This is a genomic window from Paenibacillus apis (assembly GCF_018333295.1).
Lineage (GTDB): Bacteria > Bacillota > Bacilli > Paenibacillales > Paenibacillaceae > Fontibacillus > Fontibacillus antibioticophila.
The window spans coordinates 38,465-53,386 of the sequence record NZ_BORS01000020.1 but is presented as its reverse complement, the minus strand read 5'-3'; the positions used below and the strand labels follow the sequence as shown (position 1 = coordinate 53,386).

At 51.9% G+C, this 14,922-nt stretch carries 15 protein-coding genes and 1 riboswitch; of the genes, 7 read left to right on the top strand and 8 right to left on the bottom strand.

Annotated elements, in window-relative coordinates:
* The first annotated feature begins 76 nt into the window (after positions 1 to 76).
* Positions 77 to 1,411, top strand: a complete 1,335-nt coding sequence (locus tag KI362_RS22080) for a voltage-gated chloride channel family protein (RefSeq protein WP_374705701.1) — start codon at positions 77 to 79, stop codon at positions 1,409 to 1,411.
* Between the two features lie 71 nt (positions 1,412 to 1,482).
* Here the strand turns inward: KI362_RS22080 and KI362_RS22075 are convergent, their stop codons facing one another.
* Entirely contained in the window at positions 1,483 to 1,896 is a 414-nt protein-coding gene (locus KI362_RS22075; RefSeq protein ID WP_301630558.1) for a DUF4183 domain-containing protein, read from the bottom strand.
* A gap of 230 nt (positions 1,897 to 2,126) precedes the next feature.
* Here KI362_RS22075 and KI362_RS22070 point away from each other — a divergent pair, with 230 nt between their 5' ends.
* Positions 2,127 to 3,008, top strand: coding sequence for a radical SAM/SPASM domain-containing protein (locus tag KI362_RS22070; RefSeq protein ID WP_044478503.1), 882 nt, complete (start codon positions 2,127 to 2,129; stop codon positions 3,006 to 3,008).
* A gap of 106 nt (positions 3,009 to 3,114) precedes the next feature.
* Here the strand turns inward: KI362_RS22070 and KI362_RS22065 are convergent, their stop codons facing one another.
* From KI362_RS22065 to namA, 3 genes are read right to left on the bottom strand one after another with little or no spacing between them, the layout of a single operon-like run.
* The gene (locus tag KI362_RS22065) at positions 3,115 to 3,951 is read right to left on the bottom strand and encodes a 1,4-dihydroxy-6-naphthoate synthase (RefSeq protein WP_301630557.1); all 837 of its coding nucleotides are present in this window, start codon (positions 3,949 to 3,951) and stop codon (positions 3,115 to 3,117) included.
* On the bottom strand, positions 3,948 to 4,652 hold the full coding sequence (locus tag KI362_RS22060) for a futalosine hydrolase (protein ID WP_301630555.1): 705 nt from the start codon (positions 4,650 to 4,652) through the stop codon (positions 3,948 to 3,950). The genes KI362_RS22065 and KI362_RS22060 overlap by 4 nt, the downstream gene beginning before the upstream one ends.
* A 37-nt stretch (positions 4,653 to 4,689) precedes the next feature.
* Positions 4,690 to 5,700: an NADPH dehydrogenase NamA gene (gene namA / locus KI362_RS22055; RefSeq protein WP_301630553.1), complete on the bottom strand. Its 1,011-nt coding sequence runs from the start codon at positions 5,698 to 5,700 to the stop codon at positions 4,690 to 4,692.
* Between the two features lie 135 nt (positions 5,701 to 5,835).
* A riboswitch (guanidine-I (ykkC/yxkD leader) is annotated at positions 5,836 to 5,934 on the top strand.
* Between the two features lie 91 nt (positions 5,935 to 6,025).
* Between namA and KI362_RS22050 the strand changes: the two genes are divergently transcribed.
* Together KI362_RS22050 and KI362_RS22045 are read left to right on the top strand one after the other, a co-directional pair.
* Positions 6,026 to 6,367 (top strand): DMT family transporter, encoded by a 342-nt coding sequence (locus KI362_RS22050; protein WP_044478508.1) that lies wholly within the window; start codon positions 6,026 to 6,028, stop codon positions 6,365 to 6,367.
* Positions 6,367 to 6,681, top strand: coding sequence for a DMT family transporter (locus tag KI362_RS22045; protein ID WP_301630550.1), 315 nt, complete (start codon positions 6,367 to 6,369; stop codon positions 6,679 to 6,681). The genes KI362_RS22050 and KI362_RS22045 overlap by 1 nt, the downstream gene beginning before the upstream one ends.
* A gap of 268 nt (positions 6,682 to 6,949) precedes the next feature.
* Here the strand turns inward: KI362_RS22045 and KI362_RS22040 are convergent, their stop codons facing one another.
* Together KI362_RS22040 and KI362_RS22035 are read right to left on the bottom strand one after the other, a co-directional pair.
* A complete protein-coding gene (locus KI362_RS22040; RefSeq protein ID WP_044478510.1) occupies positions 6,950 to 7,138 on the bottom strand; it encodes a hypothetical protein in 189 nt (62 codons plus the stop codon).
* Positions 7,135 to 8,289 carry a DUF4062 domain-containing protein gene (locus tag KI362_RS22035; protein ID WP_301630547.1) on the bottom strand — a complete coding sequence of 385 codons (1,155 nt, stop codon included), beginning with the start codon at positions 8,287 to 8,289 and terminating at the stop codon, positions 7,135 to 7,137. The genes KI362_RS22040 and KI362_RS22035 overlap by 4 nt, the downstream gene beginning before the upstream one ends.
* A 124-nt stretch (positions 8,290 to 8,413) precedes the next feature.
* Between KI362_RS22035 and KI362_RS22030 the strand changes: the two genes are divergently transcribed.
* Together KI362_RS22030 and KI362_RS22025 are read left to right on the top strand one after the other, a co-directional pair.
* The gene (locus KI362_RS22030) at positions 8,414 to 9,010 is read left to right on the top strand and encodes a nitroreductase family protein (RefSeq protein ID WP_301630545.1); all 597 of its coding nucleotides are present in this window, start codon (positions 8,414 to 8,416) and stop codon (positions 9,008 to 9,010) included.
* A gap of 153 nt (positions 9,011 to 9,163) precedes the next feature.
* Positions 9,164 to 9,874 carry a succinylglutamate desuccinylase/aspartoacylase family protein gene (locus KI362_RS22025; protein ID WP_306432852.1) on the top strand — a complete coding sequence of 237 codons (711 nt, stop codon included), beginning with the start codon at positions 9,164 to 9,166 and terminating at the stop codon, positions 9,872 to 9,874.
* Positions 9,875 to 9,910: 36 nt separating this feature from the next.
* On the opposite strand, the gene KI362_RS22020 is transcribed toward KI362_RS22025, so the two are convergent.
* Both KI362_RS22020 and KI362_RS22015 read right to left on the bottom strand, forming a co-directional pair.
* Positions 9,911 to 10,096, bottom strand: coding sequence for a hypothetical protein (locus KI362_RS22020; RefSeq protein WP_301630543.1), 186 nt, complete (start codon positions 10,094 to 10,096; stop codon positions 9,911 to 9,913).
* A 104-nt stretch (positions 10,097 to 10,200) separates the two neighbouring features.
* Complete coding sequence (locus KI362_RS22015; RefSeq protein WP_301630542.1) at positions 10,201 to 13,491, bottom strand: DEAD/DEAH box helicase; 3,291 nt, start codon at positions 13,489 to 13,491, stop codon at positions 10,201 to 10,203.
* Between the two features lie 187 nt (positions 13,492 to 13,678).
* Here KI362_RS22015 and KI362_RS22010 point away from each other — a divergent pair, with 187 nt between their 5' ends.
* A complete protein-coding gene (locus KI362_RS22010) occupies positions 13,679 to 14,659 on the top strand; it encodes an aldo/keto reductase (RefSeq protein WP_301630541.1) in 981 nt (326 codons plus the stop codon).
* Positions 14,660 to 14,922: the final 263 nt, after the last annotated feature.

Sequence of the window (14,922 nt, the reverse complement as noted above, 5' to 3'; positions counted from 1 at the left end):
CTTCTTGGATTGCTTTATACTATGCAAAGGGGAAGAAGGGTGTATGTTCCTAAGGCTGAAATAAGGAGCAATTGGCATGATAAAAGCATCGGATATGAAAAGAAAATTAGCCAAGTGGGCCGGCAAGGAATCCTATTCCGGATTGATGGCTTCATTCTTAAAATGGGTGGTGCTTGGAGCCCTAATCGGTATTTTAACGGGAAGCGCATCCGCCCTGTTCCTGAAGGGGCTGGATGCAGTGACAGCGTATCGCATGGATCAGCCTTGGCTATTATATCTTCTTCCGTTGGGCGGAGCATTGGTCAGTTTTCTTTATATGAAGTATGGCAAAAATAGCGGTCGGGGCAACAATCTGATTCTGGAGCAGGTACGGGGCGGACAAGAGACCATCCCTTTGCGGATGGCGCCCCTGGTGTTATTCGGAACACTGGTCACCCATCTCCTTGGCGGGTCTGCGGGAAGAGAAGGGACAGCGGTTCAAATGGGCGGCAGTCTTGCTGAAGGGGTTGGCAGGCTGATTCGCATTGATGCGGAGGATCGCAAGCTGCTGCTGATGTGCGGAATCAGCGGAGGATTTGGTTCCGTCTTCGGGACGCCGCTTGCCGGAACGATTTTCGGTCTGGAGGTCATAGCGATCGGCATGATCAGCCACCGTTCGCTTGTGCCTTGCTTTACAGCGAGCTTTGTTGGGAACTTGACAGCGACCTACGTCTGGAAGGTTGGACATCTCCATTACGGTATGGGACAAGTCCCGGGGTTGTCCGGCTTGGTTTTGTTAAAGGTCTGCTTTGCCGCCATTTTGTTTGGCTTGACTGCCCGTCTCTTCAGTGAACTTTGCCACGCTTTTAAAAAAGCATTCACCCGGTTGTTACCAAATCCGGTCCTGAAGACGGCGGCAGGAGGGGTGGCTGTCATTGTATTGGTATTTGTGGCCGGGACCCGGGACTATCTGGGATTAGGCATTCCGCTGATTCAAGACTCCTTTGAAGAAGGAGGTGTATCGCCATTCGCCTTCCTTTGGAAGCTGTTATTTACATCCGTTACACTAGGCGCAGGATTCCAGGGAGGGGAAGTGACACCGCTATTCGCTATCGGAGCTGCTCTCGGATCTTCTTTAGCGACACTGCTCCATATGTATGGTCCATTTCTGGCTGCCTTAGGATTCATTGCCGTATTCTGCGGAGCTGCCAATACACCGCTGGCCTGTTTCATCATGGGTATTGAGCTGTTTGGCTCCGAGGGAGCCGTTTATTTGATGATTGTTTGCATTATCAGCTATATTTTCTCGGGACATACCGGGATTTACAGTTCACAGCAGATTGGCATCCCGAAGGGCAGCATGCTGCTCATGCCCGGCGAAAGCTATACACTGGAAGAGTGGAAGCAGCGGAAGCGTTCGAAGCAAGATTAAGTGATCCTGAGGCGCTGTCTGAACCAGGCAGCGCCTCAGGTCTGTTCATGGCATAGATGCAGGGCAATGAGTTAGGTAATAATTGTGATCGTAGGCGCCGAAATGTCTGGAGGTGTTGTCATATCAGAGGTGACTCCGGCAAGACTAACAATTTCAAGTACGACCGGCACACCGGCAATGAGATCCGTGGTAGCCAGTACAAGAGAGGCTGTCGTAACCGTCGATAATGAAGCTTGCTGAATAGTGCCGTTAATATATACGTTGAAGTAGTCGCTGGTACCCAATTCCGGCAAGGCTGTAACAGGAGCATCCGCATCGTCAACAAAGCTGGCGGCAGCAATCGTCGTGTCTGTTGCACCGATCATCCCGGCGTCAATAATGGCCAAGAAGCGGGTGGAATCCGGTGTGATCACCGTGGTCACTGTTCCTCCCGTGGCAACAGGTGCAGAGGATACAGCAGTAAAGTAGGGTTTAATAACAGGCATTTCTCTCACCTCCTTCCTAGCAAATAGAATCGAATTATATCGATCCTCTATAATGTAATATGTTTACCTTGAGACTGAAACGGCGATTCTCCACTGCCTGTAAATCTGTGTCCCCTAATTGGGGAATTCGTCCAGAGCAAGGGAGCTTGTTGCGCTGAAATTGGAAGTTGGGAGTTTGTGATAAATCAGTTACAATAGAATAACTACGGGATAAAGCAGGTTAGGGATCTATGAAAAAGTTCAAAAAATTCTATATCGAAACAACAAGTATTTGCAATTTGTCTTGCAGCTTTTGCCCACCGACGCAGCGGCAGGCCAGATTTATCGCACTGGAGGAGTTCAAGCATATTCTTGACGAGATTAAGCCTCATACAGATTATATTTATTTTCACTTAAAGGGAGAGCCGCTGCTGCATCCGAAGATTGATCAAATGCTGGATATCAGCGAGGAAAAGGGATTTAAGGTGAACATTACGACAAATGGCACCTTGATCCGTAAGGCGGCTCCGAAGCTGCTAGGCAAGCCGGCACTGCGGCAAATGAACTTCTCGCTGCACAGCTTTGATGGACATGAAGGCTCTGTGGACCGGGAAGGCTACATCCAAAGCGTACTGTCCTTTGTCCGCGAAGCCACCTCGATTTCGGACATGCTGGTGTCCTTCCGGCTTTGGAATTTGACACAGGATAATGAAACGAATCTTCAACGCAGCCGTAACCGGGAGACTTTAGCCATGATCGAAAAGGAGTTTAACCTTGATTATAAGATCGAAGAGAGAGTAGTTCCCGGCAGTGGAGTCAAGCTGGCTGAACGGATCTATCTGAATCAGGATCATGAGTTCGAATGGCCAAGCCTGCATGCAAAGGAAGACGAAGGAAGGGGCTTCTGCCACGCGTTGCGAAATCAGGCAGGTATCCTTGTGGATGGAACGGTGGTACCTTGCTGTCTGGATGGAGAAGGGATCATCAATCTTGGCAACGTGCACCAAGCTCCTTTTTCCGAGATCATTGAAGGGGAGCGGGCAAACCGCCTCTATGATGGTTTTTCCCGCCGCACAGCAGTTGAAGAGCTCTGCAGGAAATGCGGGTACCGGCAACGGTTTGGCGGAGCGTAACGAACGGAAACAACATAGAAGAGAACGATGAAATGTTAAAAAAAGAGCAGACTTACAGGTCGAAATACCTGAAGGTCTGCTCTTTCAAATGTTATAGGAATTGAAGTTACTTGAAGCTCAACAATTCGGGATTTACAGCGGGTACGATGCCCTCGCGCGCCGCCCGGTCCAGCAGGGCATGAACCGCAGCATATCCGTCGGCTCCGAGATTTTCCGTAAAATCATTCACATAGAGCCCGATATGGGCTTCGGTTACTTCAGGAGCCATCTCCTGGGCATGAGAACGAATAAATTCGGCGGAAGCCTCGGGATGCTGCCAGGCATAGCGCACCGATTCCTGAATCCAGCCGCTAAGAGCCTCAAGATCAAGGGAACGGCGCGCGATAATCGCGCCTAGCGGAATCGGAAGCCCGGTGTCTGTTTCCCACCAGTTGCCGAGATCTGCCAGCAAATGAAGACCGTAAGCAGGGTAGGTGAAGCGTGCTTCATGGATGACGAGCCCGGCATCGATGGTTCCATTCTGTACGGCAGGCATAATCTCATCAAACGGCATGACGACGATTTCTCCTATGCCGCTGGGAATGTGAGCCGCAGCCCATAAGCGGAACAGAAGATAAGCGGTTGAACGCTCGCTGGGTACGGCAACTTTACGACCGGACAGGTCCTGTGGACCGGCAATGCCTCCGGCGGTCAGAACAAGCGGGCCGCAGCCGCGGCCCAATGCGCCCCCGCAAGGGAGCAGCGCATACTCTTCCAGGACCCAGGGGAGGGCGGCAAACGAAATCTTCAATACATCTGGGCCTTGTCCACTGGCAGCAAGCCCGTTCGTGATATCAATATCTGCAAAGGTCACGTCAAATTCCGGTGCACCGGGAACCAGACCATGAACCAGAGCATGGAAGACAAAGGTGTCGTTCGGACACGGGGAAAAAGCAATTTTCATGAGTGCAGCACCTCCGGTAGATAAGAGCAGGCCGCTTCAAGCGCCTGCAGGGCATCGCCGATTTTCCACAGCTCGCGCTGCCTCGGACCGACGAGGTTTGAGATCGTCCTTAGCTCAAGGACGGGCAAATTCAGTCTGCGGGCTGCGACGGCCACGCCGAAGCCTTCCATGGCTTCGGCCGCTGCGCCGGGAATGCGCGCAGCAAGCAGGGCCGCGGTAGCGGCGGTGCCGGTCACGGTGGACAGGGTCAGCACGGGTCCACGGCACACCGCCATGCCCGCGGCTTGCAGGCCTTCCAGCAGGCGGCCTGCAAGCACTACCTCGGCTTCGATCCTGGCGGATCCGAAGCCAAGCTCCTCCACGCCGGTGAACCCGTCCGGCGTCTCGGCACCCAGATCCGCGGCGATCAGCTCGCTCGCGATCACCACAGACCCGACCGGCGCCCGCTCCGCAAAGCCGCCGCCAATGCCGGCGCTGATCACCAGATCATACGCGCCGGCAGCCAGCTCGGCCGCTGTGGATGCAGCGGCCATCGCCGGCCCGACCCCGGCAAGGCGCACCGTGAATTCCGGTGCGCTTGCCGATGGCCGGGCCGCGTGGAGGCCTCGCAGCACCGCTTCGCGCTCGGCCTCCACCGCAGTCATGATCAGAACCCGCCTGATAACAGCGGGTTCTATGCTTGTGCTAGGTTGATTCTCCATCAATTCGAAATCACTCCATCTCCAGAATAGGGCTGTATTAAGAGCGAAGATACTGTCTTGGACCCCCGATGTCAGCCCCAAATTCCTTCGCCGCATTTAATGCCCAATACGGATTCCGCAGCAGTTCACGACCGAGCAGCACCAGATCCGCCCGGCCATTGCCCAGGATTTCCTCTGCCTGGTTTGCTGTTGTGATCAGGCCGACAGCTCCTGTTGGGATACCGACTTGGTTGCGAATTGCATCGGACAAGCCGATCTGATAGCCAGGGAAGACATTAATTTTGGCAGGGACCACGCCGCCCGAGCTGCAGTCGATCAAATCGACGCCTTGTGCCTTCATTTGTTGTGAATAAGCTAGATACTGATCCAGATGGTTGCCTTGCTCATCGTATTCCTCCGCCGAGATTCTAACGAAGATTGGACCGCTCCATTCGGACTTCGAGGCTTCAATCACCTCACCCAGCAGACGGTAGCGATTATCCGGATTCCCGCCATATTCATCCTGACGATGATTGGTTAGCGGGGAGAGGAACTGGTTCAACAAATAACCGTGCGCTGCATGAAGCTCAATGACGTCAAACCCGGCCTCCCGGGCGCGGCGCGCCGCCTGTTTGAAGGCTTCTACAGTCCGCTCTATTTGCTGCTTGTCCATTTCGGCTGGTGTTTTCATATCGGGGAAAGGAATAGCAGAAGGAGCATAAATGGTTCCTTCCAGGTCCGCTTTCCGTCCGGCATGGGCAAGCTGGATTCCTGCCTTGGCCCCATGCTGGTGAATCAGGTCGGTGATTTCCTTGAGTCCTGCAATATGCTCATCGCTCCAAATCCCGAGATCCTGGTCGCTGATGCGGCCCTCCGGTGTAACGGCTGTAGCTTCCAGTATAATAAGACCAACGCCGCCTACGGCACGGGTTGCATAGTGAGTCCGGTGCCAGTCTGCGACTTTACCGTCTTTATTTGGGGAAGAATACATGCACATCGGCGCCATAACGATCCGATTCTTGAAGGTTACTTCCTTGATCGTATAAGGGGAAAATAATTTGGTGTTCATTCTTCCACTCCTCATCTCTATATCGATTGAACAGATTAAATTGCTCGTTATCTATGTTAGAACAAAGCTTCGAGAGTTACAAGTTGCCGCAAGTCCACTATTGACATCCGGGCCCGTACGGGTTAATATGAATTCCAGTTTGTTCTCTAGGGTTCCGCGGCGCTTGCCGGTCCATGGTCCGAGAGAGAACACGCAGCCATGCTGCGGACACGGAGGGATAAAAGCCCGGGAGGATATCTTTTTGATATCTTTCCGGGCTTTTTTGGCTCCATGCAAGCCGACGGAAGACCGGAACAGATTATCATACAAACCGGAGGTGTTTTTCATGAACAAGGATTGGATTAAGGTATTTGCGGCCGCATTCTTTGAGGTGTTATGGGTCATCGGCTTGAAGCATGCGGACAGCTTCTGGACATGGGGCGGAACGATTATTGCGATTGTTATTAGCTTCTATGGCATGATTATGGCGGGCAAGAAGCTGCCTGTAGGAACGGTATATGCGGTATTTGTCGGATTGGGTACAGCCGGTACCGTCTTGTCGGAAGTGTTGTTTTTTGGCGAGCCGTTTAAATTGGCCAAGATTCTGCTAATCCTGCTCTTACTGGCAGGCGTGATCGGACTGAAGCTGGTTACGAAGGATCAAGCACAGGAAGGAGCTGAATCCTGATGGCCTGGATTACATTAGTGTTGGCCGGACTTTGCGAAATGTTTGGTGTTACGATGATCAATAAGTGGCACAAGGATCAAAAATGGCAATCGTTAGTCATGCTGGTTGTCGGATTCGGGCTGAGCTTTATCTTCCTGGCCTATGCGATGGAGACTTTGCCGATGGGAACCGCCTATGTTATATGGACAGGGATAGGCGCTTCAGGCGGCGCAATTCTGGGAATGGTTCTGTACAATGAATCCAAGGATTGGAGAAGAATCGTGTTCATCAGTATGGTGCTATGCGCAGCTGTCGGCCTGAAACTGGTATCTTAGACTATATAAGTTGAACTACTGAATTTTACGTTCTGGGGGCAACGTGTGAAGTGTGCTTACGATCGCTGTTGTTCGCGGATTTCTCTAATTGAACTAAGATATTATACGGTAGAAATTCACTCACAAAGGCGAACGCTTACGCTTCTTCAACACACTTCACACTTATGCCCTTTCTACGTAGCTTTTATAGTTCAACTTACATAGTGAAATTTTATATTAAAAAAACGTCCCTGCCGGATTTCAACGGGGACGTTCGTATTTATCAAGCTCAGGCCCGTTTGGTCGCCAAGGCGAACCGGTCCTTGATCTGTTTACTGCTTCGCTTCATGGCTGAGCGCTGCTCCTTCAAGATATGCGAGGAATTCCGCTCCTCCGGAACAAATAGCAGGGCATCCTTGGGCTGAAGGCCTACCGCTTTGCTAACCTTCCCGTTTTTAGATACAAATACACTACTCATCGCTTCAACCCTCCCAGAAATAATTTGATCCACTCGATAATTAAAGGATTTTTACTTAGTATAGCACGATTTACGCTTTCTTTGTAATGGATGAATTTCCTGGCGTTCCAATTCGGATCAGCCGGATAGTGAAGGGTAAGCACTTTGGAACCCGAGAAGATGCAATGGTAGAACATGGCTTTGGCTTCCTTATAATAGATCTGTTCGGCCGGATTGCCCATCTGGACCGTCAGGGCCATGTAAGAGCTGTGATCATCCAGCTTGAACTCGGGTACGGGAACCGCATTGCCTGCGGCAGCATCCAGATCGAGCTTATCCTCTCGAAGCGTATATAAGGTTGCTGCACAGCAATCGCGATAGTAACCGATACACTCCGTCATATATTGCCCGTAAACCTGTTCAATATCTCCGCCCTTCAGCATGCGCCTGATCTTCTCAAGCGCACCCTCAGGCTGCTCCAATCCTGTAATTTGCATAGAAGGAAGGAGTGAAGTAATGAGCTCAAATGCATCGTCGTATTGCTCCAGCCGCATTGATGTTTGTTCAATGTAATCCTCCAGCGGCAACAGCAGGGAGCCTCTGCGCAGCAGATCGCTGAAGTACATCTCCCAGTCGATCGGCACTCCTAAGGTCAAATCATCAATGTACACCTTGCGCTGTGTCATATCATAGTAAAAATACCATACATAAGGGTCGATGCCGGATGGAATTCTGAAGTCAGCTTGAAGCAGCTCAATCAGTTGGGTCGGAGGGGGGAAGCGGGACTCCGATGCCACATATTTCTCAATGCACTGCTCAAGTATCGGCTTTACCGTGCCGAAATAGCATTGCTTGACTTCGATATCGGCAAAGACAAGAATCAGCTTGCCCTGCTCACAAGCTTTTATGAATTCCATATGGGTGACGGTTCTCATGGCATTCCCGTAATAAGTGCCGGCTTGACTTCCGATGAACAGCAGATAGATATCACTTTCTTCTACGGCCTCCAGGCAACGGTGCACCGGATCCACATGTCCAAGCCAAGGGCCCAGATTTTCTTCCCACATCAGGGGCTCGTGGCCAAGCTGTTTAAGCTGATGGTACACCTTTTGGCGAAGGGGCTTTAATCCGTCCTCATTCACAGAACTGATAAAAATTTTCGTCTTGGGCATCCGCAGCCTCCTCAAGCGTCTATTACTACCATTATAACCCAATTCTAGTTAATAGATAGTCAGTGGTTTAATTTTGGCCGTTCGGGTAAAATAAACGTAATTCAGGTAGAAGGAGAGAAAACAGATGAGCAGTATGATTGATTTACTGAAGAAACGCCGCAGTATCTATGCTATTAATAAGGAGATTCCGGTCTCGCAGGAGCGGATTGAGGAGATTGTGGGTCAGGCGGTCAAGTATGTGCCAAGCTCCTTCAATTCGCAAAGTGCAAGAGTACTTATTCTGCTTGATGAGCAGCATGATAAGTTTTGGGATCTGACGAAGGAGACGCTTCGGAAACTGGTGCCAGAAGGCCAATTCGCCTCCACCGAGGATAAGATGAATTCCTTCCGCAGCGGCCGCGGGACGGTTCTGTTCTTTGAAGAGCAGGCTATCATTGAGGGGCTACAGCAGCAATTTGCGCTCTATGCGGATAACTTCCCTGTGTGGTCGGAGCAGTCCTCAGGCATGCTGCAGCTGGCCGTATGGACAGCTTTGGCCGACGAAGGAGTGGGGGCTTCATTACAGCACTATAATCCGCTTGTGGATGAGCAGGTTGCCAAGGAATGGAATGTGCCGTCCTCCTGGAAGCTGATTGCACAAATGCCGTTCGGCGGGATCGCGGCTCAAGCCGGAGACAAAGAATTCGCACCGCTCGAGGTCCGAGTCAGAGTCGCAAAATAATAAAATGTATCTTCAAAACGTCTTCGACCCGTATAAAACGGTCCGGAGGCGTTTTTTCATGCAGATTTATAAAGCAGCCAGGAAAGAGACAAGAGTCCATACAGAAATGCAGCCAAATGCATAGGATAAAACCTGACGCAGAGAGAAGCGCGGTTGTGTAGAAATAAGGAGGAGATGGTGAAAATGCAGCTTCTGACCCTGCAGCTCGCTCCGGGATCCGGATACGCTACTACCTATTATGACTTTCGAGCTGACCGATCGGGCCCTGCTGCCATGATTATTTCCGGTGTTCATGGGAACGAGACCGCCAGCATCGCCGCTGCGCAGCAGCTTGTTAAACAGTTGAAAAGGGGAGAGCTGCGACTTATGAAAGGAAGGCTTGTGATTGTGCCCCTAGTCAATCAGCAGGCCTATCGCCGAAAGGTGCGGGGACGACCCGATCTTAACCGGCAATTTCCTAGACATTCCGGAAGCAAAGGACGAAACGGACTTGCCAGAGCGGTATTCGGGCTGGCCCGGCAGGTATCCCCAAGCTGGTTCCTGGATTTGCACGAAGCTAACGGCTTGTCTCAGTTAAGCTCGCGTGTGCTCGGGCAGACATTGATCACGAATCCACGCAGCCCGGCTATTCCTGCGGTTCAAAGGCAAATTCGGAAAGTGAATGCAGCTATCCCGAACAGAAACCATCATTTTAACCGGCGCCTGCATGAGCTTCCGGGCTCCGCACGAACGGCAGCAGCACGCCTGCTTAGAGCTAAAGCGGTAACGGTCGAAACATGCTGGAGTCTTTCGCGGGCGTCCAGAATCAGGTATCAGAAGCAAATCGTGCGAGGTTTCCTCCAGGAGGCGGGGCTGTTAAAGTAAAAAATCCGCCCGGTTACCCGGGCGGCGGGGGGAACGTTATTTGCCTTGAGAATCGGAATCTTTATAGGCAACCGGCTTGGCCACCCATTCATCGGCTTCCGGCTCGATATCCACACCATTCTCCAGCTTCTTCTTCTCCGCAAGTGAATCTCCATCGTGATCCCGTTTATTGCGAAGTTCAGCTTCATCCTGGGTATGACTGCTCTGATTATGCTGCGGCATGATACTTCCTCCTTCTTCTGACTGTACTGTAGTTAACCCATACTTATAGTTACCCGATACAGGTAAATAAAAACATGAATTTTTCCAGTACGGAAGCCAGCTTGTCAGAGGCTCAGGATTTCGCGGATATCTTGTTCATTCAGGCTGGACCATGACTCTTCATCCGGATGGAGAACCTCGTCGATCAGGTGCATTTTCTTCTGTTGAAGCTCGTACATTTTCTGCTCCACCGTATTCTCGGCAACAAGCCGGAGCACATGGACAACCTGTTTTTGTCCCATGCGATGGGCCCGGTCCGCCGCCTGCTGTTCGACGGCGGGATTCCACCATAGATCGTAGAGAATCACAGTATCTGCGCCGGTCAGATTCAGGCCTGTGCCGCCAGCCTTCAAGGAAATCAAAAAGACATCATTCTCGCCCGCATTGAAGCGGGAGCATAGCTCAACCCGTTGCTCAGGCGGTGTCTTGCCATCAAGATAGAAGAAGGGAATTCCCCGGTAGCCTAATTCTCTTCCGATCAGACTTAGCATCTCGGTAAACTGGGAGAAAATAAGCATCCGTTTTCCCGCGCTTAATGCTTCCTCAATGATCTCAAGCAGCTGTTCATATTTGGCGGAGCTGTCCTGATAACCCTCAACGAACAGGGCAGGATGACAGCAGAGCTGCCGCAGTCTGGTAATTCCGGCAAGGATCTGAATCCGGTTCTTCTCGAAGCTGTCATCATTGAGATGCTTGAGCGTATCCTGCTGGAGCTGGGCCAGCATAGCGGCATACAGCTTCTTTTGCTCCGGAAGCAAGGCGCTGGACTGCAGCGATTCGATCTTCTCAGGCAGTTCTTTCAGAACATCGCTCTTTAATCTGCGCAGCATGAAGGGGCGGATCATCCGCGCAATCTGCTCCCTCCGCAGGTCATTAAAGCGAGTCCGGCTTTGAAACAGCGCCGGGAAGACGGCATCATAGATCGACCATAGCTCCTCAAGCGAGTTCTCGATAGGAGTTCCGGTCAGGGCGAATCGATGCCGGGCCCGAAGGGTCTTGACGGCCTTGGCGGTCTGGGTTGCATAATTTTTGAAGCTCTGGGCCTCATCGAGAATCAGCGTATGGAACGAAGCGTCTGCGAACAGCTCGACATCCATCCGAAGAAGAGGATATGACGTAATCAGGACATCGTTCTCTTCCATGTCGCGGAGCAGCCGGACGCGGTCAGGCTTGGCTCCGTCAATAATGGTGCACCTGATATCCGGGGCGAACCGTACAAGCTCATTCCGCCAGTTATAGACCAGAGAAGCAGGAGCCACGATCAAAGCAGGCAAGCGGTCCGTACGAATCTCGTCCAGCTTGGATAGCAGGAAGGCAATGCTCTGCAGGGTCTTTCCCAGCCCCATATCATCTGCGAGTACGCCGCCGAAGCCGAAAGAGGCCAGCATGCTCATCCATTGGAAGCCAAGCCGCTGATAGTCCCGCAATACCGGGGCAAGTCCTGTCGGTATTTGAACCTGCATTTTTTCAGGATGCCGAAGCAGCGAGATCATTTTTCCAATGTCGCCATCCAAATGAATAAGGCCTCCATATCGTTCTTCTTCCAACATCTGAAGTCCGCGGGCAACGGGCAGCTTGAAGCTCGCTCCGTTCTTTTCCGATGGGAGAAAGGGCCCGGCATCATTCATTAACTGGACAATATCCTGGAATTCGGCACTTTCAAGCGGCAGCAGGGCCCCATCAGGCAGACGGTAATATTTCCGCTTGGCTTCGAGCGCTTGGATGACCTCCCGGATTTCCTGTTCCGAGATCCCGTCCAGCCGGAAGGTCAGCTCCAGCCAATCTGTTCGTTCTCCAAGAGCAAGGGAAACCTTTGGCGGCGCAGGTGCCGGCTTGACCCGGACCTTCACTGCTGAAGTGGCATAGACCTCAACCAGTTGCTCCAGCCGGGGAAGCATATGAACGAGAAAATCATACTCGGCTTCCTCGTTGTCAAGATAATAGGCGCTTTCCGTCTTGGTAAAGCCGCTTCCCTCCATGAGCTCCAGAATAAGCCGCTCCTGTTCATCATCCCGGAGCAGGATATGCTCCGTTCCGCGCTGCTGTTCTGCGCTTTCCAGGGGATTCAGCACCACATTGCCGTAATGAAACTCCAGCCCGGCGAGCAGCCGTTCACGGAGCCGGTCCAGAAACAGCTTGGCCTTTAAGGGCGTCCGTTTGATCCGGTTGCTGACCTCCTCCGCAACCTGGATCTTGCCGAGCTTGGCCAGGCCGGGCACGACCCTGCGCATGAAGGGCTCCATTTGCTCCCCGGGAACATGGACATAATCTCTCCGCGAGGCATCCATCATCCCCTTCATTTCAGCAAGTCTTCGGCATTCCTCCTCTTCCAGGCGGATAAAGGCATCCTCATATCGGACAAGCCCGTAATCCGCATATAGCTCAAGCTCCTCCAGACCGTGGATCACCAGGATGCTGCCATGGTCCTCGGACGGGCGAACCTCAAAGCGTAAGGGCAAGGGATGATAGGAGAGCTGCAGCGGAATAGCCCCGCCTTGGCGATCTTCCACTTTCACAGAGGAGGAGTTCATGAACAGGGAAAGAAGCCGATTCCAGGCATAAGGCGGGAGAACCATCAAGCGTTCTTCCTGGCGACGTCCGGCTCCGTGAGGCTGGCTCGGAATCGCACCGGAATAGATCTGTTCATTTTTTGAAATAGCAATCAGCTCGCGAAGGATCTCGTAATCCTGAGGATCGAAGCTGTGCTTCTCCGGATCATAGGCGAACTGGGGTGTGAACGAGAACGATTGCCCACGGTCTACCAAATCCAGAAAGGCCAGAATATTCTTGACGATATAGTGCCTCGAGACTCCCAGCTTCATCTCCACGGCAAGCAATCGCCGATGGGCTCTGTAAGCATAGGGTCTTAGAATGAACTCGACCTGGAGTCGCATACGGGAGTCAAACCGCACCTCTGCCGGCTTTCGGCGATGGGAGCGAGGATCGAACAAGCCGATCAGGTCGCGGGTTAGCCATACGTCCTTGCCGGTGGAATCGGGCCGGGAAGGGGAGGCGCTTAAAGCGCCTGAATCCATCACAGGCTCATGCTCAATCTCTCTTCCCTTAAGCTGCTGATCATCAAAGATAGCCAGCAAAACAGCTGCAATATGCTTGCAGTAATTATGAAGAGAGGTATAGACATCGCAGCTGCACTGTGCGGCGACATTTCCTTTTGCAGACAGATCAATATGCACGAAGCAGGTATCGATATCATGTACGACAGCATGGAATTGCTGCCCGTCCTGTCCCACAGGAGTGAGATCGACCTTCTTGTGACGGTAATAAGCTTCTCCTCGGTCATAAGCGATGCGGCCACAAAGAAGCTTGATAAATTGACGCGTTAATTTTGCACTCATAAACGGTTGACCTTTCCTATCTTTGTTATAGATATCATTTATCATACCAGAAGATGAGTGAATATATAGAACCTATATAAGTTGAACTATAAATGCTGCGTAGGAGTAATGGATTTGCATCAAGTATTTGATAGGAATAGAATAACAGTTGATAGATCCTAATTCATTTCGGAAGGTGTGTGAAAGAATGGAGTTTACCCGTTTGGGCCGTTCAGGTCTGAAGGTCAGCAAGCTTTGTCTTGGCACCATGAATTTCGGCACAGTAACGGAAGAGAAGGAAGCATTCAAAATTATGGATGCGGCATTGGATGCAGGTATTAATTTTTTTGATACGGCCAATGTGTACGGCTGGGAGAATTCCGGACGAACAGAGGAAATTATCGGTCGCTGGTTCGCTCAGGGCGGTGGACGTCGGGAAAAAGTAGTTCTTGCTACCAAGTTCTTTGGAGAGATGAAGACGAACCAGCATGACGGCCCCAATCAAGCACGCGGATTGTCTTCGTACAAGCTGCGGCGCCATCTGGAGGAGTCGCTTCGTCGACTGCAGACGGACCATATCGAGCTGTATCAGATGCATCACGTGGATCGTAATGTGAGTTGGGACGAGCTGTGGGAAGGCTTTAAAATTGCGATGTACCAAGGCAAGATCGGCTATGCCGGCTCCAGTAATTTTGCCGGCTTTGATCTGGTGAAGGCGCAGTACGAAGCCAAAGCCAAGGGCATGCTTGGTCTGGTGTCCGAGCAGCACAAGCTCAGTCTGCTGTGCCGCTTGCCGGAGCTGGAGCTGCTTCCGGCGGCAGAGGAGCACGGCATCGGGGTTATCGCCTGGAGTCCTCTCGACGGCGGACTGCTTAGCGGACATGCACTGCATCCGATAGAAGGCTCCAGACGCTCGAACAATCCGGAGCGAGTAGAACGTCACCGCGCCCAGCTGGAAGCCTTCGAGGCATTCTGCAAGGAATTGGGCGAGAGCGAGGCAAATGTGGCCTTGGCCTGGACGCTGACCCGCCCGGCGATGACGGCTCCGATTATTGGGCCGCGCACACTGGAGCAGTTAGAGGGCGCATTGCGCGCCGTCGAGATCAAGCTGGGTGAAAGCGAGCTTAAGCGGCTGGATGAAATTTTCCCGGGACCGGGAGGAGCCGCTCCGAAGGCATATGCCTGGTAATCATTCCTTATAATCATAGAGCCCCTGGTTGGACGACTCTGTCCAGCCAGGGGCTTTTTTTGGTACGCCCGGCAGGGCGATAATTTGGCGGTGCAAGTCCGCTGCAGACTTGGCAACAGCAGGGACTGCGCATGTATATATTGGTAAATAAAGGATTCTATTATACAATTAAAAAAATGAGAGGAGAGTAATGATGATGCATAAAATTGTATCTATTCTAATTTATATCTGTTTGAACCTTTTCGTCTTGTTTCTTACGCGTA